Origin of the sequence: Gracilibacillus halotolerans, assembly GCF_014206945.1 — a bacterium.
Classification (GTDB): domain Bacteria; phylum Bacillota; class Bacilli; order Bacillales; family Amphibacillaceae; genus Gracilibacillus; species Gracilibacillus halotolerans.
The window spans coordinates 531,928-551,467 of the sequence record NZ_JACHON010000001.1; the positions used below are offsets into that span (position 1 = coordinate 531,928).

Annotated in this window: 28 protein-coding genes; 13 read left to right on the forward strand and 15 right to left on the reverse strand. The window is 34.3% G+C overall.

Annotated features, from left to right (window positions below; translation table 11 throughout):
• Positions 1–4 precede the first annotated feature (4 nt).
• From spoIIIAE to GGQ92_RS02675, 9 genes are all read right to left on the reverse strand, one after another.
• Positions 5–1,165, reverse strand: a complete 1,161-nt coding sequence (spoIIIAE, locus tag GGQ92_RS02635; RefSeq protein WP_184244277.1) for a stage III sporulation protein AE — start codon at positions 1,163–1,165, stop codon at positions 5–7.
• A gap of 14 nt (positions 1,166–1,179) precedes the next feature.
• Positions 1,180–1,572, reverse strand: coding sequence for a stage III sporulation protein AD (gene spoIIIAD / locus GGQ92_RS02640; RefSeq protein ID WP_184244279.1), 393 nt, complete (start codon positions 1,570–1,572; stop codon positions 1,180–1,182).
• Between the two features lie 6 nt (positions 1,573–1,578).
• Entirely contained in the window at positions 1,579–1,785 is a 207-nt protein-coding gene (spoIIIAC, locus tag GGQ92_RS02645) for a stage III sporulation protein AC (protein WP_184244281.1), read from the reverse strand.
• Positions 1,786–1,799: 14 nt separating this feature from the next.
• Complete coding sequence (gene spoIIIAB, locus GGQ92_RS02650) at positions 1,800–2,312, reverse strand: stage III sporulation protein SpoIIIAB (protein ID WP_184244283.1); 513 nt, start codon at positions 2,310–2,312, stop codon at positions 1,800–1,802.
• Positions 2,309–3,220 (reverse strand): stage III sporulation protein AA, encoded by a 912-nt coding sequence (gene spoIIIAA / locus GGQ92_RS02655; protein WP_184244285.1) that lies wholly within the window; start codon positions 3,218–3,220, stop codon positions 2,309–2,311. Before spoIIIAA ends, spoIIIAB begins: the two co-directional genes overlap by 4 nt.
• 407 nt (positions 3,221–3,627) lie before the next feature.
• Complete coding sequence (efp, locus tag GGQ92_RS02660; RefSeq protein WP_184244287.1) at positions 3,628–4,185, reverse strand: elongation factor P; 558 nt, start codon at positions 4,183–4,185, stop codon at positions 3,628–3,630.
• Positions 4,186–4,214: 29 nt separating this feature from the next.
• The gene (locus tag GGQ92_RS02665; RefSeq protein ID WP_343068740.1) at positions 4,215–5,279 is read right to left on the reverse strand and encodes a M24 family metallopeptidase; all 1,065 of its coding nucleotides are present in this window, start codon (positions 5,277–5,279) and stop codon (positions 4,215–4,217) included.
• A gap of 5 nt (positions 5,280–5,284) precedes the next feature.
• Positions 5,285–5,734, reverse strand: a complete 450-nt coding sequence (gene aroQ / locus GGQ92_RS02670) for a type II 3-dehydroquinate dehydratase (RefSeq protein ID WP_184244289.1) — start codon at positions 5,732–5,734, stop codon at positions 5,285–5,287.
• Between the two features lie 109 nt (positions 5,735–5,843).
• Positions 5,844–6,392, reverse strand: coding sequence for a YqhR family membrane protein (locus tag GGQ92_RS02675; RefSeq protein ID WP_246383900.1), 549 nt, complete (start codon positions 6,390–6,392; stop codon positions 5,844–5,846).
• A 195-nt stretch (positions 6,393–6,587) separates the two neighbouring features.
• On the opposite strand from GGQ92_RS02675, the gene GGQ92_RS02680 reads away from it, so the two are divergent.
• From GGQ92_RS02680 to GGQ92_RS02695, 4 genes are all read left to right on the forward strand, one after another.
• Positions 6,588–6,962, forward strand: a complete 375-nt coding sequence (locus GGQ92_RS02680; RefSeq protein ID WP_184244291.1) for an SA1362 family protein — start codon at positions 6,588–6,590, stop codon at positions 6,960–6,962.
• 117 nt (positions 6,963–7,079) lie between these two features.
• On the forward strand, positions 7,080–7,475 hold the full coding sequence (locus GGQ92_RS02685; RefSeq protein WP_184244293.1) for a rhodanese-like domain-containing protein: 396 nt from the start codon (positions 7,080–7,082) through the stop codon (positions 7,473–7,475).
• A gap of 127 nt (positions 7,476–7,602) precedes the next feature.
• On the forward strand, positions 7,603–9,255 hold the full coding sequence (locus GGQ92_RS02690) for a DEAD/DEAH box helicase (RefSeq protein ID WP_184244295.1): 1,653 nt from the start codon (positions 7,603–7,605) through the stop codon (positions 9,253–9,255).
• Positions 9,252–10,049, forward strand: coding sequence for a YqhG family protein (locus GGQ92_RS02695; RefSeq protein ID WP_184244297.1), 798 nt, complete (start codon positions 9,252–9,254; stop codon positions 10,047–10,049). The genes GGQ92_RS02690 and GGQ92_RS02695 overlap by 4 nt, the downstream gene beginning before the upstream one ends.
• A 32-nt stretch (positions 10,050–10,081) precedes the next feature.
• On the opposite strand, the gene GGQ92_RS02700 is transcribed toward GGQ92_RS02695, so the two are convergent.
• On the reverse strand, positions 10,082–10,261 hold the full coding sequence (locus tag GGQ92_RS02700) for a YqzE family protein (protein WP_184244789.1): 180 nt from the start codon (positions 10,259–10,261) through the stop codon (positions 10,082–10,084).
• A gap of 51 nt (positions 10,262–10,312) precedes the next feature.
• The gene (locus GGQ92_RS02705) at positions 10,313–10,804 is read right to left on the reverse strand and encodes a shikimate kinase (protein ID WP_184244299.1); all 492 of its coding nucleotides are present in this window, start codon (positions 10,802–10,804) and stop codon (positions 10,313–10,315) included.
• A 102-nt stretch (positions 10,805–10,906) separates the two neighbouring features.
• On the opposite strand from GGQ92_RS02705, the gene comGA reads away from it, so the two are divergent.
• The 8 genes from comGA to GGQ92_RS02745 all read left to right on the forward strand — a co-directional run bounded on the left by comGA (position 10,907) and on the right by GGQ92_RS02745 (position 15,087).
• Entirely contained in the window at positions 10,907–11,929 is a 1,023-nt protein-coding gene (gene comGA, locus GGQ92_RS02710; RefSeq protein WP_184244301.1) for a competence type IV pilus ATPase ComGA, read from the forward strand.
• Positions 11,877–12,932: a type II secretion system F family protein gene (locus GGQ92_RS02715; RefSeq protein WP_184244303.1), complete on the forward strand. Its 1,056-nt coding sequence runs from the start codon at positions 11,877–11,879 to the stop codon at positions 12,930–12,932. The genes comGA and GGQ92_RS02715 overlap by 53 nt, the downstream gene beginning before the upstream one ends.
• A gap of 6 nt (positions 12,933–12,938) precedes the next feature.
• Positions 12,939–13,259, forward strand: a complete 321-nt coding sequence (gene comGC / locus GGQ92_RS02720; protein ID WP_425486371.1) for a competence type IV pilus major pilin ComGC — start codon at positions 12,939–12,941, stop codon at positions 13,257–13,259.
• A complete protein-coding gene (gene comGD, locus GGQ92_RS02725) occupies positions 13,252–13,689 on the forward strand; it encodes a competence type IV pilus minor pilin ComGD (protein ID WP_184244305.1) in 438 nt (145 codons plus the stop codon). The genes comGC and comGD overlap by 8 nt, the downstream gene beginning before the upstream one ends.
• Positions 13,679–14,011: a hypothetical protein gene (locus GGQ92_RS02730; RefSeq protein ID WP_184244307.1), complete on the forward strand. Its 333-nt coding sequence runs from the start codon at positions 13,679–13,681 to the stop codon at positions 14,009–14,011. Before comGD ends, GGQ92_RS02730 begins: the two co-directional genes overlap by 11 nt.
• A complete protein-coding gene (locus GGQ92_RS02735; protein WP_184244309.1) occupies positions 13,998–14,411 on the forward strand; it encodes a ComGF family competence protein in 414 nt (137 codons plus the stop codon). The genes GGQ92_RS02730 and GGQ92_RS02735 overlap by 14 nt, the downstream gene beginning before the upstream one ends.
• Positions 14,383–14,757: a hypothetical protein gene (locus tag GGQ92_RS02740; protein WP_184244311.1), complete on the forward strand. Its 375-nt coding sequence runs from the start codon at positions 14,383–14,385 to the stop codon at positions 14,755–14,757. Before GGQ92_RS02735 ends, GGQ92_RS02740 begins: the two co-directional genes overlap by 29 nt.
• Positions 14,758–14,844: 87 nt before the next feature.
• Positions 14,845–15,087 (forward strand): DUF2626 family protein, encoded by a 243-nt coding sequence (locus GGQ92_RS02745; protein ID WP_184244313.1) that lies wholly within the window; start codon positions 14,845–14,847, stop codon positions 15,085–15,087.
• 91 nt (positions 15,088–15,178) lie between these two features.
• Here GGQ92_RS02745 and GGQ92_RS02750 read toward each other — a convergent pair whose 3' ends face one another.
• Entirely contained in the window at positions 15,179–15,796 is a 618-nt protein-coding gene (locus GGQ92_RS02750; protein ID WP_184244315.1) for an MBL fold metallo-hydrolase, read from the reverse strand.
• Between the two features lie 158 nt (positions 15,797–15,954).
• Here GGQ92_RS02750 and GGQ92_RS02755 point away from each other — a divergent pair, with 158 nt between their 5' ends.
• A complete protein-coding gene (locus GGQ92_RS02755; protein ID WP_184244317.1) occupies positions 15,955–16,137 on the forward strand; it encodes a DUF2759 domain-containing protein in 183 nt (60 codons plus the stop codon).
• A gap of 126 nt (positions 16,138–16,263) precedes the next feature.
• On the opposite strand, the gene GGQ92_RS02760 is transcribed toward GGQ92_RS02755, so the two are convergent.
• The 3 genes from GGQ92_RS02760 to GGQ92_RS02770 all read right to left on the reverse strand — a co-directional run bounded on the left by GGQ92_RS02760 (position 16,264) and on the right by GGQ92_RS02770 (position 19,473).
• Positions 16,264–18,180: an LTA synthase family protein gene (locus GGQ92_RS02760; protein ID WP_184244318.1), complete on the reverse strand. Its 1,917-nt coding sequence runs from the start codon at positions 18,178–18,180 to the stop codon at positions 16,264–16,266.
• A gap of 122 nt (positions 18,181–18,302) precedes the next feature.
• Positions 18,303–19,265 carry an ROK family glucokinase gene (locus GGQ92_RS02765; protein ID WP_184244320.1) on the reverse strand — a complete coding sequence of 321 codons (963 nt, stop codon included), beginning with the start codon at positions 19,263–19,265 and terminating at the stop codon, positions 18,303–18,305.
• Positions 19,258–19,473, reverse strand: a complete 216-nt coding sequence (locus GGQ92_RS02770; protein WP_184244322.1) for a YqgQ family protein — start codon at positions 19,471–19,473, stop codon at positions 19,258–19,260. The genes GGQ92_RS02765 and GGQ92_RS02770 overlap by 8 nt, the downstream gene beginning before the upstream one ends.
• Positions 19,474–19,540: the final 67 nt, after the last annotated feature.

Below are 19,540 nucleotides of genomic sequence, written 5' to 3' on the forward strand. Positions count from 1 at the left end.
CCCTCTACCTTACCATCATCGTGACATTACTTAGCATCATTAAAATGACTATTGTAAAGAAAAACATAAATGTAACAAGTAAGAGTGCTGCAAATAGATACAAAATATGTTTGCCAATGATGTCTAAACATTCAATAATCGGACCATCACCAATTGGCTGTAATAATGCAGTTGTTATTTTGTACATAAGCGATAATACAAAAATTTTAATAGCTGGGAATAAGACAATTGCAATTAAGATAATGACACCTACTACCCCGATTGCATTTTTCACTAGCATTGTTGCACTCAGAACAGTATCCGTTGCATCTGTGAAAATCCTGCCAATAACGGGAATGAAATTACCAGTTACGAATTTTGCTGCACGCATTGCGATACCATCTTGTATGGCACTAACGGTACCTTGCACAGATATAACACCTAGGAATACAGTTAACAAAATCCCCATTAAACTAATTGCAAGATTTTTTATTAAATTTGCTAATTTAGTTGCTTTATGCTCTGAGCTGATGGTACTTACCATCTGTAAAATAGCTGACACGAGAAATAGAGGTATAACGATTCGAGACACAGTGAAAACGGAAACATGGATAAGAAGGATAATCATTGGATGAAAAAAAGATACACTTACCAAATGACCTAATGAGGCAAGTACCCCTAAAAGTAGAGGTAACAAGGCGATTAAGAAATTCTCTGTTAGCTTGATCGTATCAACTACATAGGTAGCCGCCAGATAAAAACTTTGCATTGCCAAAATTATAAGCATGATATAGACAATGGAATAAGCAACCTTACTAACTACCTTTTTTTCGAAGGCATTTTGTATCGTCTGTAAAAGAATACAAAATAGAGTTAATAATAAAAGTGTAGCTAAAAGCTTGCCATTCTCCGCTATTTCATAAAATAAGTAGTGTAATGCTGCTACAAACCATTCTTTCATTGAGATTGTTGTATCCCCTTTTACTGTGGCCCATAACTTCTCCTTATCCCAATCCGGAAGTACATGACGATATTCTTCTCCAATGTAATCCCAGTATTGTTCAACTTCTGAATTATCAATTAGCGAATCAAAGCCTGCCGGTAAACCGTCTGTTCCAGAAACATTAACCATTGGTAAAAAGATGTAGAGCATACAAAGGCATATAATAATTTTTGCTACATTCATTTTAACCGTCCTTTTCAAGATAAAGGGAAAATTCCCAATATGGTTTCGATTAGTGAGTGAAAAATTGGTATGGCTAATATTAAAATGAATAGCTTTCCTACCATTTCAATTTTGGATGCAATCGAGTCAAGACCGGCATCTTTTACAATGTTAGAGCCGATTTCGGTTAGATAGGAAATCCCAATAATCTGGATGATGGTTTTAATATATACTTGATTAATATTTGCCTTGTCTCCTAAGTGTTGTATTAAAGCAAGTATTTGCTGAATGTATTGCATGAGGTAAAGAAAAAAAAGAAGAACAGCAATGAATACGATAAGAAAGGCAATCGCTGGCTGCTTGTCCTTGATTAATAAATAAATAATAGTTGTCACAATCCCTAAACTAACTATTTCGATTATTTCCATCTCTTATTATCCTTTTAAGAAGAACACAGATTTGATTTGTTGAAACAGATCTGAAATACTATTTAATACAAAGAGTAAGACAATGATAAAGCCAATAAGACTAACAAATTGTGCAAACTCTTCTTTCCCCATCTGCTTCAAAACAGTATGAATCATTGCTACTATGATGCCTATTCCAGCTACTTGAAAAAGTATTCCAGTATCTCCGATCATCCTATTACTCCTCTCTACAGCAAGAGTAAAGCAATAAATATTCCTGATAACACGCCAAGAGCACGACTCATCTTGCCAAACTTAGCGTTTTGCTCATTTGCTTCAGCTGCTTTTCTATCCAAATGTGTTAAGGTTAACTGAATTTGCTTTTCATGCTGCAAAATATCGTATTTTCCCAACGTTCGACCAAATTGTTTCAAGATTTCTACATCCTCTGTTTTTAAATGAGAGATTTTCGAAAAATCTTCTAACTTTTCACTCCAAATTTCATATAAGTCGCCCCGCTCATCAGCCACTTCCTTTGCTAGTTGAGCAAAAAGCTCTTTCATTGGTTTTGGAAGTTGCTTACTCAATTTTTGAAAAACTTGGATAATCGGAGTCTGACTATATACAATTTCGGCTTCTAAAATTCGTAATGCATCTTTCCATAAGCGAAGATTTTTTGTTCTTCTAGCGAAACCATTTGATATTTCAAATCCAACCACACTACACGCTGCTATGATCATTAGAATAGCAATTACTTTCATACGCTAGGCACGCTATGCCAATGTATAGCTTGTCCTTTACTATCAAGAACTTCGATAATCTTTCTATGTTTAACAATGACATATCGATCAAAAACTTGATTTTTCATTAATCTCTTCATACTTGGTCGTGTTTGAATATCTTGGTAATCTTCCCCATGAATTGTACAAAAAAGACTTGCACCGGCTCTTACAGCTTCTTCTACTGCGTAAACATCTTTTTCTCCGCCAATCTCATCTACAACAATTATTTCCGGAGACATCGATCGTATTAGCATCATCATTCCTTCCGATTTAGGACAGCGATCAAGTACATCCGTTCGATATCCTAATTGCATCTGGGGAATTCCATTAACAGAGGCAGCAATTTCGGAGCGCTCGTCAACAATCCCTACCTTTGTCGCTTCTCTATTAACAGAGCCTGTTGCACCCACGCGAGCCATGTCTCTTAACAAAGTTGTTTTACCTGATTGAGGTGGACCAATAATTAATGTATTTAACCAACGATTATCCCAAAGTACTGGTATAAGAGAATGACTGACACCAATTTGTTCTCTTGCAATCCGAATATTAAAAGACGTAATATGTTGTATCGATCTTACCCTGCCATTTTCCACATTTACACGACCAGTAATTCCAATCCGATGACCGCCGTCTATCGTAATATATCCTTGTCGTAATTCTTGTTCTAAACGATAGATGGAATGTTCCGAAATACTACTTAGAAAATTCTCTGCATCAATCTGACTAAATCTACTCTTTGATAACCAATACACCCGAAGACCATCATTAATTTCAACCGGACGATTAACCCTTAATCTAATTTCTTGGGGCTTTATACTTCTATGTTTAAAAAATTCATCTAGTTCCCCTCTTATACTATCCGGCAATAAACGATAGATAATTTGCATATCATTCATTCCTTTACCTATGACATCTTCTCTATCAACATTCTATGCTTGCAAACACAAGATATTACCTTAAATAATAGGAACCAAATAGTGAGATGATATATCTTTAGGGAATCCAGTCTGAACGAGGGTTTACAGATAGAATCTATTTTTTATTATCTCTCCAAATTAGTCTAATTTATGGCGAGGATAAAACGATTTATTTTATTTTGTTGATTGGAGCATACATCAACAAACAGAGTTCGTAGTATTAAATTTTTAAAATCCGATTTTTCTCGTAGGGATACTTTATACAGATTTTTAATTATTAAATAAAAAAGATGAACTCTATTCATATAACTATGCTTTTTCGTAATGTAGTGCATAGTATATATATGAGTTCATCTTTATATTTCAATTATTTAATTTTAAGCACGTGATACATATTTTCCTTCACTCGTACTAATTACTAAAACATCTCCGACATTTACAAAGAAAGGAACTTGAACAGTTAATCCTGTTTCTAGTGTAGCTGGTTTAGAACCTCCACTAGCTGTATCACCTTTAATTCCTGGTTCTGTCTCTACTACTTCTAATTCCACGTTATTTGGGAGAGATACACCGATCGTTTCTCCTTCATAACTCATTAAACTAACTTCCATGTTCTCTTTTAAAAACTTTAATTCATATTCAATCTGACTCGTTTGAAGATCTGTTTGTTCATAAGATTCTGTATCCATAAAGGTATGAACATCACCTGCTGAGTATAGGTATTGCATTTTTCTATTTTCAATATGTGCTCTATTTACTTTTTCACCTGCACGAAAGGTTTTTTCTTGAATGTTACCGTTTCTCAAATTCCGTAATTTCGAACGCACGAATGCAGCACCTTTACCTGGCTTAACGTGCTGAAACTCGATCACCTGCCAAATATCTCCACCAATTTCTACTGTTAAACCCGTTTTAAAATCGTTTACCGAAATCATTTAATTCCTCCTCGTTCATCGATAACTTGTTAGGCTGGGAGTATTATTAACTCTTTACTTGATTTTGTTAATCGTTCTGCCCCATTTTCTGTAATAACGACATCGTCTTCGATACGACATCCTCCTACATTAGGAACGTAGATACCTGGTTCAATCGTAACGACCATGCCAGGAACTAACATCTCCTCAGAACGAAACGACAAGCCTGGCATCTCATGAACTTCCATTCCAAGCCCATGTCCAGTAGAGTGACCAAAGTACTCACCATAGCCTTTTTGTTCGATATAATCTCGTGTAAGACTATCTGCCTCTTTTGCACTCATACCCGCTTTAATACCCTCTACACCTGTAATTTGTGCTTGTAAAACGATATCGTAAATGTTTTTTAATTCATCACTAATCGAACCTACAGCTACCGTTCTAGTAATATCAGAGCAATAGCCTTGATACAGAGCTCCAAAATCAAGTGTAACTAATTCCCCAGCTTGGATTTGTTTCTCTGACGCAACACCATGAGGTAGACTGGAACGAACACCAGAAGCTACTATCATATCAAAGCTAGAAGAAGTTGCACCTTGTTTTCGCATAAAGAATTCTAATTCATTCGCAACATCAATTTCTTTCGTGCCTGGTTTTATGTAAGATAAGATGTGTTCAAAGGCATCGTCAGCAATTTTACACGCTTTCTTTAATATATTAATCTCTTCACTATCTTTAATCAAGCGGATTCTTTCGATGATATTGTCAGCAGGTAGTAAAGGAGCATTAATTTTATTTTTGTATATTTCATACTGTCCATAAGTTAAGTGGTTTTTTTCGAATCCAATATGGTCTAAAGCAAGTTTTTTCACCAAGTTCCCCACTTCATCTTGGATTAATCCTTTGTGTTCAATAATTTCAAACCCTTTTACTTGTTCATTTGCTTGCTCTGTATAACGGAAATCCGTTATGAAATACGCATCTTCTAGGGTAATAACAGACACACCAGCAGTTCCAGTAAAACCTGTCATATATCTTCTGTTGATATCACTTGTAACAAGCATTGCTTGTAAGTTCTCTTTGCGCATTGCTTCGCGTAATTTTGTTACTCTCACGTTTCTCACTCTCCACTTTTTCGAATAATATGATTTATAAAATATTGTAAAGCTAACTCGTACCCCTTACTTCCTAAGCCAACTATTTGACCTGCACAAACGGGAGCAAGCATTGACTGATGGCGAAACGTTTCTCTTTTATGCACATTTGATAAATGTACTTCGATAACAGGAATACTAATCGAACTAATTGCATCTCTTAAAGCAATACTCGTGTGCGTATAAGCACCAGGATTGAAAATAATTCCATCATAAGTACCTTCCGCATCATGAATCCAATCGATAAGAACACCTTCATGATTCGATTGTTTGGAGTCCAAGGAGATGTTATCGTCTTTAGCTATACTTTCTAAACGTTTTACAATATCCGCTAATGTTTCTTTACCGTAAATCTCAGGCTCTCTTTTTCCAAGTCTGTTTAGGTTTGGGCCATTTAAAACTAACACCTTCCCCATACTAGCCACCTCTTTACTACTTTTAAATTCCTCTCCAAACAATACTAACATAAAAAGCGGAATTTTTATAAACAGGCGCTATTAATTTTACATAAATATTTTCCAGACTCTACTGTTCCGTATCAGCTTGATTTACGTACTGTTCATAACTAAAGGAAATCGAGTAATGAATAAAAACACTATATAATATAAATAGGCATATGGTTGTAACTACAGTATCACTATCTAACTCATAAAATGCAGGGATATTAGGAAAGATCGGGTTAAGTAACCAAAATACCACAAACCATAACAAGGCTCCTAACACTATGCCCGGCAGTATGCCCGTGAACTGTTTCATTAATAAATAAATTAGAAAAGAGAATAGTAAAGATATCAAACATAAGACAAGTATAGATATTAGTTGCCCCAGCCAAGTATCAGTCCATTCATTCTGCAACCAGGAACGAAGAATAAAGCTTTTGGGGGTAATTGATGTAAAGTGAAAATAACCAGTTATCGCCCCAATCACTCCCCATATTAGTCCGCCAAAGATACCAACGCTAAAAACTCTAGGAATAAAAGATGGATTTTCATTCTGGTTTGTTTGAACAATTTTTCTCCTTGCTCGCATTATCATCACCTCATTGGCTAGCTTATCCTGAACAAAAAAATTCATGCAAAACATATTCTCTCACAACTCAAACTTTCATTATCTAATACTTGTTTTTCTCCTCTTCCATCAGATAATATAAAGGTAGACTCTCATGTATCTATAAAGATTAACTTAATTTCCTTTTATTTGTATAAAAAATGACAGTAAACGGGTATAACTATATACAAACAACAAGATGACAAAAGGAGGTTTATCGAAATGCAAACGAATAAAATGCCCATTATGATTTACGCAGTTATTGTATTAGCGGTTATAGGATTTCTATCTGCTTTGTTTTTAGATACTGCAGGACTTATTACTAGCGTGGTCACTTCATTATTGATCGGTGCATTATTATTTGGAGCAATCTATTTAATTTTTATAAGAAGAAAACGTTCAGATGAATTAACGAAATATAGAAAAGCAGTGAAGCAATCGAAAAGAAAATATCATACCCAGAGCAAACGAGCTCCAAATCCGTCTAATTTCAATGTTTCCTCTATGAAGTTAACTAATAACAGTCGAAAAAATGCACCTCACTTACGTGTTATTGAGGGAAATAAAGGTAAAAAGAAAAACAGAGCTTCTTTATAACAGCTCTGTTTTTGCTTTTTAGATCGCTTATCTTTAGCAGAGATTTTTCTTTATTTTAAACAAAGTAATGATATAATTCTAGTAGTAGCAATTTCTAACTGTATTGGGGGATGTAACGTGACAGACTTATATATTTTACTAGGAATAATAGCTTTACTTATCCTATTTGGACTTTATCGTTTTTTCAAACAAAAAAGAATACTAACCTCTTTACCTGAGGAAGATTTCAGACAGGGTTATCGTAAAGCCCAATTAATTGATGTAAGGGAACCTAATGAATATGACGGTGGCCATATACTTGGTGCAAGGAATATTCCTCTTACTCAATTAAAACAACGATTAACCGAATTACGCAAGGACCAACCTATCTACTTGTACTGCCAATCAGGTTCGCGCGCTGGACGTGCTGCACTGATGTTAAATAAAAATGGTTATAAAGACCTTTACCAGTTACAGGGTGGCTTTAAAAAATGGACTGGAAAGATTAAGAAAACGAAAAAATTAGATTACTAAATTTAAATGTAAACTGCTAACTTATTTCAATGAGTTAGCAGTTTTTTTGTCTCCTTATGTATAACGATTCAATTTGTTGCAAACACTATTTGAAAATAACTATTCCACATTTAAAGGAAGAGTGAAAATGAATCTACAGATAAATAGAGATACCGATTATGTAGAGCAATTTCAAAATAAAATAGAAGATCCAACTAGTCTAACAAGCTGGGATTTATTTAAACAATCCTACCAAATTGCTGAAACCGTTAAAATTGATAGTTTTACTGATTTAGTCTCTTTAAAATTACTACCCGATTTAGAACTTCTGCCGCATCAAAAAGAATGTGCCGAAACTGTAATTCAAGAAATGAACGGAAGAGCACTACTCGCAGATGAAGTTGGCTTAGGGAAAACGATAGAGGCTGGAATCATTTTAAAAGAATATCTCGTACGTGGATTAGTAAAAAAAGTATTGATTCTTGTTCCAGCATCTCTTGTTAACCAATGGACCGCCGAACTTAATCAGAAGTTTTTAATACCTGCAAACCCTGCTACTAAGCGAGTTAATTGGGAACACACTGATATCATAATTTCTACCTTAGATATGGCAAAATCCGAAAGACATCGGAAAGCTATTCTTGAGCAAGATTATGATCTTGTTATTGTTGATGAGGCACATAAATTAAAAAACCATAAAACAAAGAATTTCGCATTTGTGCAACAACTGAAAAAGAAATATTGTCTATTACTTACCGCCACACCCATTCAAAACAAATTAACGGACATTTATAACCTTATCTCTATTTTGCGACCTGGTTATCTAGGTAGCTATGACGAGTTTATGAAAAATTACCGTCAACAAAACAAACATGTGAGCGACCCATATTTAAAGCAGCTAATTAGTAAGGTTATGGTAAGAAATCGCAGAAAAGAAACGGGTATAACCTGGACAGACCGTAAGATAGAAACAGTTTGGGTAGATTTCACCGAGAAAGAACAACAAACATATTTAGCAATTGAGGATTTTTTCAGACAAAGAACGGTTATCTCTTCTCTTACCTATCGTCGTGAATTATGTAGTTCCCGTGAAGCTTGTTATTTGTCATTAAAAAAATGGGGAGAAGCAGATGAATCTAAGAATAATGACGTCCAATTACAGCAACTTTTACAAAGTATAGGAGAGTTACCACACCATTCTAAAGCCTTAAAATTAATCGACTTAATTAAAAATTCAAACGAAAAATTTATTGTCTTCACTGAATATCGTGCCACGCAAATCTATTTGCAGTGGTTGCTGCATCAAGAGAAGATACCGACCGTTATTTTCCGGGGAGGATTTAAAAAAGGTAAGAAGGACTGGATGCGCCAGCTATTCCAGAATCAGGCCCGTGTAATGATTGCGACAGAGGCAGCTGGTGAAGGGATAAACCTTCAGTTTTGTCATCACTTAGTAAATTATGATTTACCATGGAATCCGATGCGACTAGAACAGCGAATTGGAAGGTTGCATCGATTTGGACAGGAAAATGATGTGCATATATATAATTTTGCTATACGTAATACGATAGATGAACATGTGATGAATTTACTCTACTCGAAAATTAAATTGTTTGAGAATGTTGTAGGTCAATTAGATGAGATATTATCGGAGCTACAAGTTAGTAATTTAGAAAAAGAAATTGAATCTATTTTTAAAGAATCAAAATCAATAGGTGAGACAAAAATCAAGCTAGATAATTTAACAGCTGTTATTTCCTCACACAATACAGATACTGAATTGGAGGAAAAATCTATATGATAAATAATTTACATGATTTTCTACATGATTTTTTCGAGCTTCATGATTGTGAAGTTCATAAAACGGACGAAGGGCTTTTACATGTAAAACTAACTAGAGAATTAGACGAAGCATTAATGAATCGCCCCTTTTATTGGCACTATATGGACAAATTAAATCAAGTTGGAGAGCCAACCACACTACAATTAGATATTAATAAAAAGCAATCAGAATCAAATGGAGAGTGGATTCATTTTGGTAGTCCACGTTTACAACAAATATTTAATTTTATTGAAAAAAAAGCTAAATATACTGTGTTATACGAAAAAAGGGAGTCTACGGTTCAAGAACCACTTTATCCATGGTTAATCTGTAATCTCCGCGTTAATTACTGTGGACTTCAAAAGAAAGAAGTAATTTATTCGATTGGTCTTCATTTGATACACGGTGCAATCTTATTAGATATGATGAATCGACTCGAATCTCTATCATTTGATCGCATGATGAGTGACTATACCTACACGATATCTCCAATCATTCGACCAGTTAGTGGATTAAAAAGAGTATACGATTTTATAGAAAGTAATATAGAGCAAGAGGATTTAACCTGGGCGGAGCAAGCAATGCAAACATTGAATGAGGAAGTGGAATTACTTCAGCATTTTTATTATGAAGAGAATGAAGAGGAGTTATTTCAACAGGAGAAAGAAGACTTAACAAAACGGCTCTATCCTACCATTTCAATAGAGATTATTAATGCAGGAATTTTTTATATTTCTAATGACTCCACATCCAAATTGATGATGGATAAATAAAAATAGCTGCGTAAGGATATCCTGCGCAGCTATCATTTCTTTCGTTGAAAAAATAGGCGGAATGCAAACGGCAATATCCCAAACCATTTGTTAGAATAGGTAACCGTTTCTTCTGACTTGTCTTCTCTCTGTTTCTTTCTTTTATCTTTTGGTGTATCCATGTACTTTACAATTCTCTGTGTCATGTATTTTACATAATCTTGATTTGCTATTGGTATCACATCCTTTTATTAACTAGCTTTACCAAGGATGGATATATTATTCTAAATGAATGAAATAATTTCATTCGCTATTTCGTCAACCGACTTACCATCTGTTTTGACAATAAAATCAGCTACTTCTTTATATTTCGAAATGCGAGCCTTTAATAATTCTTTTTTATCTGTATTTTCGTTGCTCCAAATTGGACGTGTTTCATCATCAGACAAGCGTTGATTTATTTCTTCCCATGAAGTATCTAGATAAATAACCATTTCCTGTTGTTTAAGAAATTTTCGATTTTCTTCTCGTTCAATAATTCCTCCACCAGTTGCTACGATTGTTTGCTCTAAGTTCGTTTTCTTAAGTACAGATGATTCGTAATCTCTAAAAACTTGTTCTCCTCTTTCCCTAAATATCTCTGGTATACTTTGTTTGTATTCTTGAACAATCATATCATCTGTATCCTGCAATTTCCAACTGAGCTTCGTCTGCAAAGCCTTGGCGATACTTGTTTTTCCACTCCCCATAAATCCAACTAAAAATACACTTTTCATAAACATGACTCCTCTAAAAAAATTATCAAAAAAATGAAGGAATAGTAACATCCTTGTCGAATTATATACTATAGCGAAGTAAAAAGGAGGTTAACTAAGGTATTGGATAAAGCAATTACCCTTACCAACCATATTATTGAAGAAGCTATTAAACATTTAGCAACTGATATTCATTTTATTCCAGATGAAGAAAATGTCAAACTATATTACAGAATTAATGGATATCGACACAACTTCTCCTCGCTTAGTCTATCACAATATCAAACATTGCTCTCTTATTTAAAATTCACTGGTAAAATGGATATTGGACAAACACGTAAACCTCAAAGTGGGACGATTCCATTTAAATTAAAAAATTCGAACTACTCTCTCCGTATTTCTACCCTTCCTTCCCTATCTATGGAAAGCCTAGCTATTCGAATCCTCGAAGAAAGCATTCATTATAGCCTGCAGCGCTTGTTCCTATTTCCTAATCAAACAAACGCTGTGATGCGATTGCTAGAGCATTCATCTGGAATCATTCTGTTTACAGGACCAACAGGATCAGGTAAGTCTACAACTATGTATGGAATTGTTGCGGCTGTAGTTGAAAGAACGAACTGCCAAACGATAACGTTAGAAGACCCTGTGGAAAAGAAATTAGACAATGTATTGCAAGTACAAATTAATGAATCTTCTGGATTCACCTATGATACAGGTCTAAAAGCTGCTTTAAGACACGACCCTGACATTATATTAGTCGGGGAAATAAGAGATAAAGAAACGGCACAATTTGCTTTTCGAGCAGCTAATACTGGACATCTCGTTATCTCGACGCTACACGCTAGGAACACTATAGGAACTATCCATCGATTGAAAGAAATGAATATATCGAACACGGATCTCGAACAAAATCTTATTGCTATAGCCTCCACAAATCTTCTACCTCTTACAATCCCAAAATATCACAATGAACGAGCAGCCATTATTGAATTATTAAGTGGGAATGACCTACTGTCCATTATTCAATTTGGGGATAACGACCAAAATAAAATTCCAAATCCTTCATTTTTAAAATTAAGGAGACGTGCATATGCGTATGGTTTCATTAATGATCCGGTTCGCCCGACGCCTCCTTCCGATTAGTCCTATGCACATAAAAAAAGAATATATCATCATTCGGTCTATCCATCAATTGTTAGCAAATAATTACTCATTAAAAGAGGCTCTTGACATACTCCATTGGGATAAATCGATTCAACCCTTTATAGAAAAGATGGTTCATTCTTTAAAAAATGGGCAAAGCTTTTCAAAAACCTGTCAATCCCTTGGTTTTTCAAGTCATACTACTTCTTTATTAAGCTTAGCTATCGAAAATGGCGATCTATTTCATAGTATTTCCTTATGTAGACAACTACTAGAAAATAAATTAAACTTTTCGAAAAAACTTTCTGCCATCTCAAAGTATCCGTTATTTTTAATAGCCTTCTTCTTTTTTCTGTTAATCATGATTAAACTTGTAATACTCCCCCACTATACCTCACTATTCCAATCAGAAATTCCTTATTTACACAACGCTTATATCATTATCGATAGTATTATTTACTTGATTATAGGTACATTATTTATTGGACTTCTATGGACAAGTACTAGTAAATGGTTCATCCCACTTATAACCCCGCAAACTAAGGTTACGATTATTCGCTTTTTTCCTATTTATCGCAAGTACAAAACGTTAGAAACAACATTACTTCTTTGTTCTCATCTACTATCCTTCATGCATACAAATTTGTCTCTGAAAGAATGTATGCAGTTATTGAAAGCCGAGGAGAATGATTCTCTCTATAGCTATTATGCACACATAATAGAAAAGCATTTGGCTAGCGGTTATTCGTTCTCAACCGTTCTTCCGACCTGTTCCTTATTAACAGAACAATTACAGTGGATTTTACAGGATAACAAACATCATGCACAGGTAATGAAAGACCTTGAGATGTATACTGCCAATTTATTAAACGAAATAAATTTGTTTCTAGAAAACACGTTAAAATGGTTCCAGCCTATAATATTAGGTATTATAGCTATTTTTATCGCGATTATTTACTTATCAATGATGTTACCACTTTACGAATATATTCAATATTTATAAGGAGAGATACTAGTGATTAATAATGACAAAGGATTCACATTAATTGAGATGTTAATTGTTCTTGCTGTTATCACAATTCTACTTGTAATTATGGTTCCAAATTTATCTAGTCAAAATTCAGAAATCCAGGCAAAAGGCTGTGATGCATTACTAAGCATGGTAGAAAATCAGGTATTAGCGTACGAGTTGGATAAAGGTAATAAGCCGCAAAATTTACAGTTGTTAGTAAAAGAAGGATATATCAAAGATCTAACATGTGGAAATGGCGCAAAGCAAATAAGCATAAAATCAGAAAATCCTTACGAATTGGAAATAGTAGATGTTTAAATCAGAACGTGGGTATACATTAACCGAATTATTACTTGTGTTAAGCATTGTTAGTTTCTTATTAAGTGTTATTGGGGGCATTACCTATGTTACGTATGAAAGATGGATGTTTCAGCAATTTTTACACCAATTCAATCAAGATTTGCTATATATGCAGCAGAATACAATGATAAAAAATCAACGTTATCAGCTTTTCGTACATTCCGACCAGAATGGTTATACCATTAGAGAAGTAGGTTACGGAAAGGCATTAAAAGAAAGAAGACTACCTAATCATTGGAAAATCCGTACGGGTAGTCTTAGCTTGCCCATACAATTTTCACGTAGTGGTTCATTGAATAACCCCGGTTCCTTCAGCATTGTTACAAACCATTTTCGCTTTCAAATTATATGCCCATTCGGATCAGGTAGGTGTTATCATGCAAAATAATAAAGGGTTTTCTATTGTGGAGGTGTTGTTAGGAACAATCCTTTTCTTTAGTATGCTTACAACTATTTTGCCAATAAGCATACAAATATATCAAGAGAAGAAAAGTCTTTATGATGAGAAATTGATTCATCATACGCTATACGAAGAGCTAAAAAAAGCACAGGGTACACAAGCTATCATAGATGGTGAAAAAATTCAACATAGCATTAAAAACAAGAAATTTTCCATTATTATGAGTGTGGAAGAACCGTATGTAAAAGCTTGTGCACAGTGGGAAAACTTTCGGACGCAAAAGGAAGTCTGTTTCTATGATCTTCCGTAATCAGAAAGGTGCGATACTAACAGAGTGGTTATTAGCTATCATTTTGTTTATTTTCATTATCCAATTGGCTTTCCCACTGTTCCAATTGATGAATGGAAATAAAAATCAGCTATCCCCCCTCCTGTTCTTTTATCATCAGTTAGAGATAGAGCTACAACAAGCCACAGATATTGGTTGGGACAATCAATCGATTTTTTTCTCAGATACTAACAACCGGAGAATAAGTATCTCAACATATGGCTCTCATATAAGAAAGCAGGTCAATTATCAAGGTCATGAAATATTATTAAGAGATATTGAACATTTTCGAGTTAGTGGACGAGAAGATTCACATTTAAAAGTGATAATAACGCTTAGGAATGGAGATAGCCTTGAAAAGTATATTGAAATTACACCTTAACAATCAATCTGGTTTTGTTTACCCCTTCCTATTATTTCTACTTATGCTATGGATGATCGTTATACTGTCTGGTATTGAAGAAATAAAGTTGGAAAAAGAACAAGTTAAACTTGATAAGGAAATGTATGAGCTTCATACTTTATATAATATGACGAAACGGAAATTAAGCAAAGAAACAGCATATGAACCGGGACCGTTGAATTATCAGTTTCCTAATGGCACGGCAAAAGTATGGCTAGATAGAATTGAGGAGGATACCGCATATTATCATGCGCACTTAGAAACAATATCAGATAGTAATGCAGAAAGAAAGATTGTTGTGCGTCACCCTTTTCCAAATAAATAATCATTTTATTTTTAGTTTAATTTACTTTTTTAAAGGAAACGTTTATAATATGGATGATACATCGTTGTAGTTAAAGGAGGGGTAGCATTGGATAGAGTTTTCAGAGGGCTAGGATTTTGGACTGGTATTTTCGCTGTTTTATTTTTAGTTGGTGATATGACGCAGATGGCGTTTCTATTTCTAGCTCAAACTATTTTCTTCTTTGGTGTTGGTTTCCTAAAATTGTCTGAAAGAATGTACATATACTTATTCGCGACTTATTGTACAGTATTCTTTGTAGGGTTCACCTTCTACACTAACTTTATCATGGTACCAGGGTTTGGTCACTAATACAGATAGAGACCGAAACGAAAAATCCGAACCATTTCTTCGTGGATTGATTCCATTCGAATTGAAATGTTCGGATTTTTTATTTTTTAAATCATGTAAATGGGTTATGCTTTTTCTCGTGCGCGATGCTTGTTTTAGGTCCATGACCCGGAAAAACAGTATAGGTGTCAGGAAGTGTGTAAAATTTTTGATGGATACTATCCACTAATTGTTCTAATGAACCACCAGGTAAGTCGGTTCTTCCAATTGATTCATAAAACAAACTATCTCCACCTATAATCCACTCTTGCTCATGGAAAATAAATAGTAAACCACCAGGAGAATGGCCAGGTGATTCTCTTACTTCTATCGTAAATCCACCTATCGTATGTTTCCCTTCTTTAAGTAAGTAGTCAGGATCTGATGCGACAACTTCATACCCTAAGAATTTGTCTGACCTGTTTAGAGATGGATTAGATAGCCATTCCTTTTCTGCCTCATGGACATATACTGGAATGTTAAAATTGTTACGAACTTCTTCCAATGCTCCGATATGGTCAAAATGAGCATGCGTTAATAAGATAGCTTTTGGTTGAACATCCAATTTATTTAATGTGTCAATGATGATACCTGCATCTCCAGATGGGTCGATAATTAAACCTTCCTGTTGATCATGAATGAGATAACAATTTGTTTGTAATTGCCCCAATGGTAAAACTTCTATTTTCACTGAATAACCCCTTTCGTATTAAAAATGAATTAACCCCTATTTCATTAGACAAAACTATCGTTTTGCTATAAAATTATAGAAGGAGTTTCTTCATACATATTATAACGATGATTGAACAACAAGGAAATGATATGCATTCCACGAAGGGGGTAAAAATAATGGAGCTAGGTTTTATGTTTCTCGTAGTTGCCATTGTTTGTGCTATTGCAACAGTACGTGAGTTAAAGAAACAAAACTTTTTCGGATCTGGTTTTGCTGGATTATCTACATTGGTCTTCGGCTTTTTTGCAGTCGGAACTCTTTACTGGGAAATTATACGTCCACTATTTACAGATGCATAATCCATCAGTAACAACCGATTCATTTTATACAAAGCCAATCGGAAGATGCATTTATATTTAAAGTTGGAAAATCCAAAAAGGGATAGACGTTCATTTAGAACGCTATCCCTTTTCTTATTGCACCCGTTAGTTATTCACTTCTATTACTTCATCTTCAGATAAAATCGTTTGGTCTCTAAAATCATAGAATCTAAATAAATCACCGTAAATAATTTGATCTGAGTACGATAATTCTTGCTCTACTTGTTCGATATAAGGACTGCAAGAGTTAACTACTTCTCCAGTTTCCTCGTCTTCTACACCCTCTATAATTTCACCTGTAAATCTGTCATAACATGTTTCTTTCGTATAAACATATTCGTCCGTTATAAAACTACCATCACGTAAAGCAATAAAATCTTTTCTCTCTTCTGCAAACAAATCAGTACCAAACGTTAAGTCATTACTTGTATCTACACCAAGTAGATTTAGAAGCGTTGGTTTTATATCAATTTGTCCTGATATTTTGGAAATAACTTCTCCATCATGTCCAGGAATGTGGATATACAGTGGGACACGTTGTAGCTGTACGTGTAAATAGTCTGTATATTCCTCATCTAAATACGTACTCATTGCTTTCTTATGGAAATCACTAATTCCGTAGTGATCACCCATTAAAACAATGATACTGTCTTCATAAAGGCCACTATCCTTTAATTGCTGGAAGAAAGCCTCAACCGATTCGTCTAAATAACGAACGGTCTGGAAATAATTATTTAACGTACGTGAGTTTGAATCATATTTATCGATCGTCGCATCTTCAGGTGCTAAATCAAATGGATAATGATTCGTCAACGTAATAAATCTAGCATAGAATGGCTGCGGTATTTCTTGCATATAAGGAATCGATTGTTCAAAAAATTCCTTATCTTTTAATCCCCAACCTATTGAATTCTCTTCGGTAACTTCGTAAGATTCAACATCAAAGAAATGTTCATAGCCTAAATTATCATACATAACATCGCGGTTCCAAAAGCTTTTATTATTCGCATGAAACACTGTTGGGAAATACCCATTGTTACCTAATATTTCAGGCAACGAATGATAATCGTTCTGAGCATGTGTAAAGTATACAGCTCCACTAGGTAGAGGATATAAGGAATTATCAACAAGGAATTCAGAATCAGACGTTTTCCCTTGCTCTGTTTGGTGATAAAAGTTATCAAAGTAATAACTCTCATCTATTAAACTATTTAGAAATGGTGTTACTTCTTCACCATTCATCGTATTATTTAAAACAAATGTTTGGAGTGATTCTAACCAAACAAAGATTACGTTCTTGCCTTCTGCAACTCCATGCATTTCTTCGCTAGGCTCGAACTTAGTCTCCTCTTTAAGATACTCTTCGATATGCGTTAGTTCATTTCCGTCTGCAAAAACTCGTTGAGCCTTTGACTTAGTTTGGAGAACCACATCATATACATGATAATTAAAGATACCAATGTTTTTCACTAGATATTCACGGTCAAACGTTCTTTGTAGTAAGTCTGGTCTTTCGATTTCAGCTAAAATATAGTTAAAAGCGAGTAATCCTACTGATAAAACAATTGCAGTTCTTCTATGAAGCTTTGTATAGCTTGCTGTTAAAACATCACCGTATTTCTTAGCTAAATACCAAATAATAACAACGTCTAGAAAAAGTACTATATCCCATACTTTTATTAAACTTAAGATACTAGAGCCTAAATCCGCGGCATTACTACCTTGGAATAGAAGTGGTATCGTAATAAAATCTGAAAAGTTCCTATAAAAGACAATATTAAAATATAAAATAAGAGAACCAATTAAGGTAATATATTTCATATACTTTATCTGTCTTCTTTGTTTAAATAATGTGCTTAACGCTAATAAAAAGAATGCAACAATAAAAGCGTTAATGAACAAAATAAATTCTTGCATAATATTATCTAAAGAAATATTAAACAGAAATCTATAGATTATATAAGTTTTTAAACCGAACAGTAATGCTGCTATAAGATATAAAGGAATCTGCAGCTTTTTCATAATGATTATCCTCCTCAAAAATAAAAAACATCTTACTTCTCTCTCTTTATTTTACTTTCTATTTATAGTAGACGGAAAATACACTCAAAAAGTTTCATATTTTAAGAGTTTTTTCACTTCTATTATTCTACGCTCTGAAGTACAAGATATGCACCACCATATACACCAGCGTCATTGCCTAATTTCGCAATAACAATTTCACAAATTTCCTCAGTACGTGGTAACGTATATTTTTTAAATGCTTGCTTAAGTGGGGTAAGAATTTGGTCTCCTGCTTTAGATACTCCCCCACCAATAATTATTTTTGAAGGGTTTAAAGCAATTGCCAAATTAGATAATGAAAACCCTAGAACATCTAAAACATGATCAAGCATTTTTTGAATATCTTGATCTCCTTTTAATGCTACTTCAAATATTTCTTTCGTTGTTATCTTACCTAATTCTTCTTTTACTTCACGAAGCAATGGCGCTTTCCCTTGTGCTAGTAATTCGTTTGCTTGACGGACAATTCCTGTAGCAGAAGCAACCGTCTCTAAACAACCTTTTCTACCGCAATTACAAGGTGCACCTTCATCTTCTACTGTTATATGTCCGATTTCTGCTGCCGTTCCATTAGCACCACTAACGATATGGCGATTCACAATAATACCGCCACCAACGCCCGTTCCTAGGGTTACTGCTAAAATGTTGGACGCATCTTTTCCTGCACCTTTCCAAGTCTCACCAAGTGCTGCAATATTTGCATCATTATCTAAAAATACTGGTAAACCAGATAATTCTTCTAATTGTTTTTTTAAATGGAAATCTTTCCAACCGATATTTACCCCGATAGCTACTTTCCCTGTTTCAGGCTCGATAAAACCAGGTGCACCTGCACCGATACCTAAACAAGTGTTTCGTTCTAAATTGTTAGTTTTCATTTTCGCTTCAATAGATGTCCAAATATCAGCAGGAATATGTGAACCGTTGTCTGTTTTTCGAGTAGGAATCTCCCATTTATCTATTAGTTCACCATCAGGTCTAAACAACGCATTTTTTACTGTTGTTCCCCCAATATCAACACCGATAACAAATCTATTAGTCATTTGATTTCTCCACCTTTGATTGTATATATCTCATTTCATTGTTTAAAATGTGTCTTGCTTGCAAAAATGTTTGATTTGTTAGTAATTTTTGTTTATACAATTCTATTAATTCTTCTTCCATAAGCTCTAAATCAGCAATACGATCACCTATATAGATGATCGTACCAAACTTTTTTAATAATTGTCGTACATCATAGACGGTTTTCATCTTAATCACCTATGATATTATAGCAGAAGGTCTATAAAAAATAAATATTAATTAACTTTACAAATTA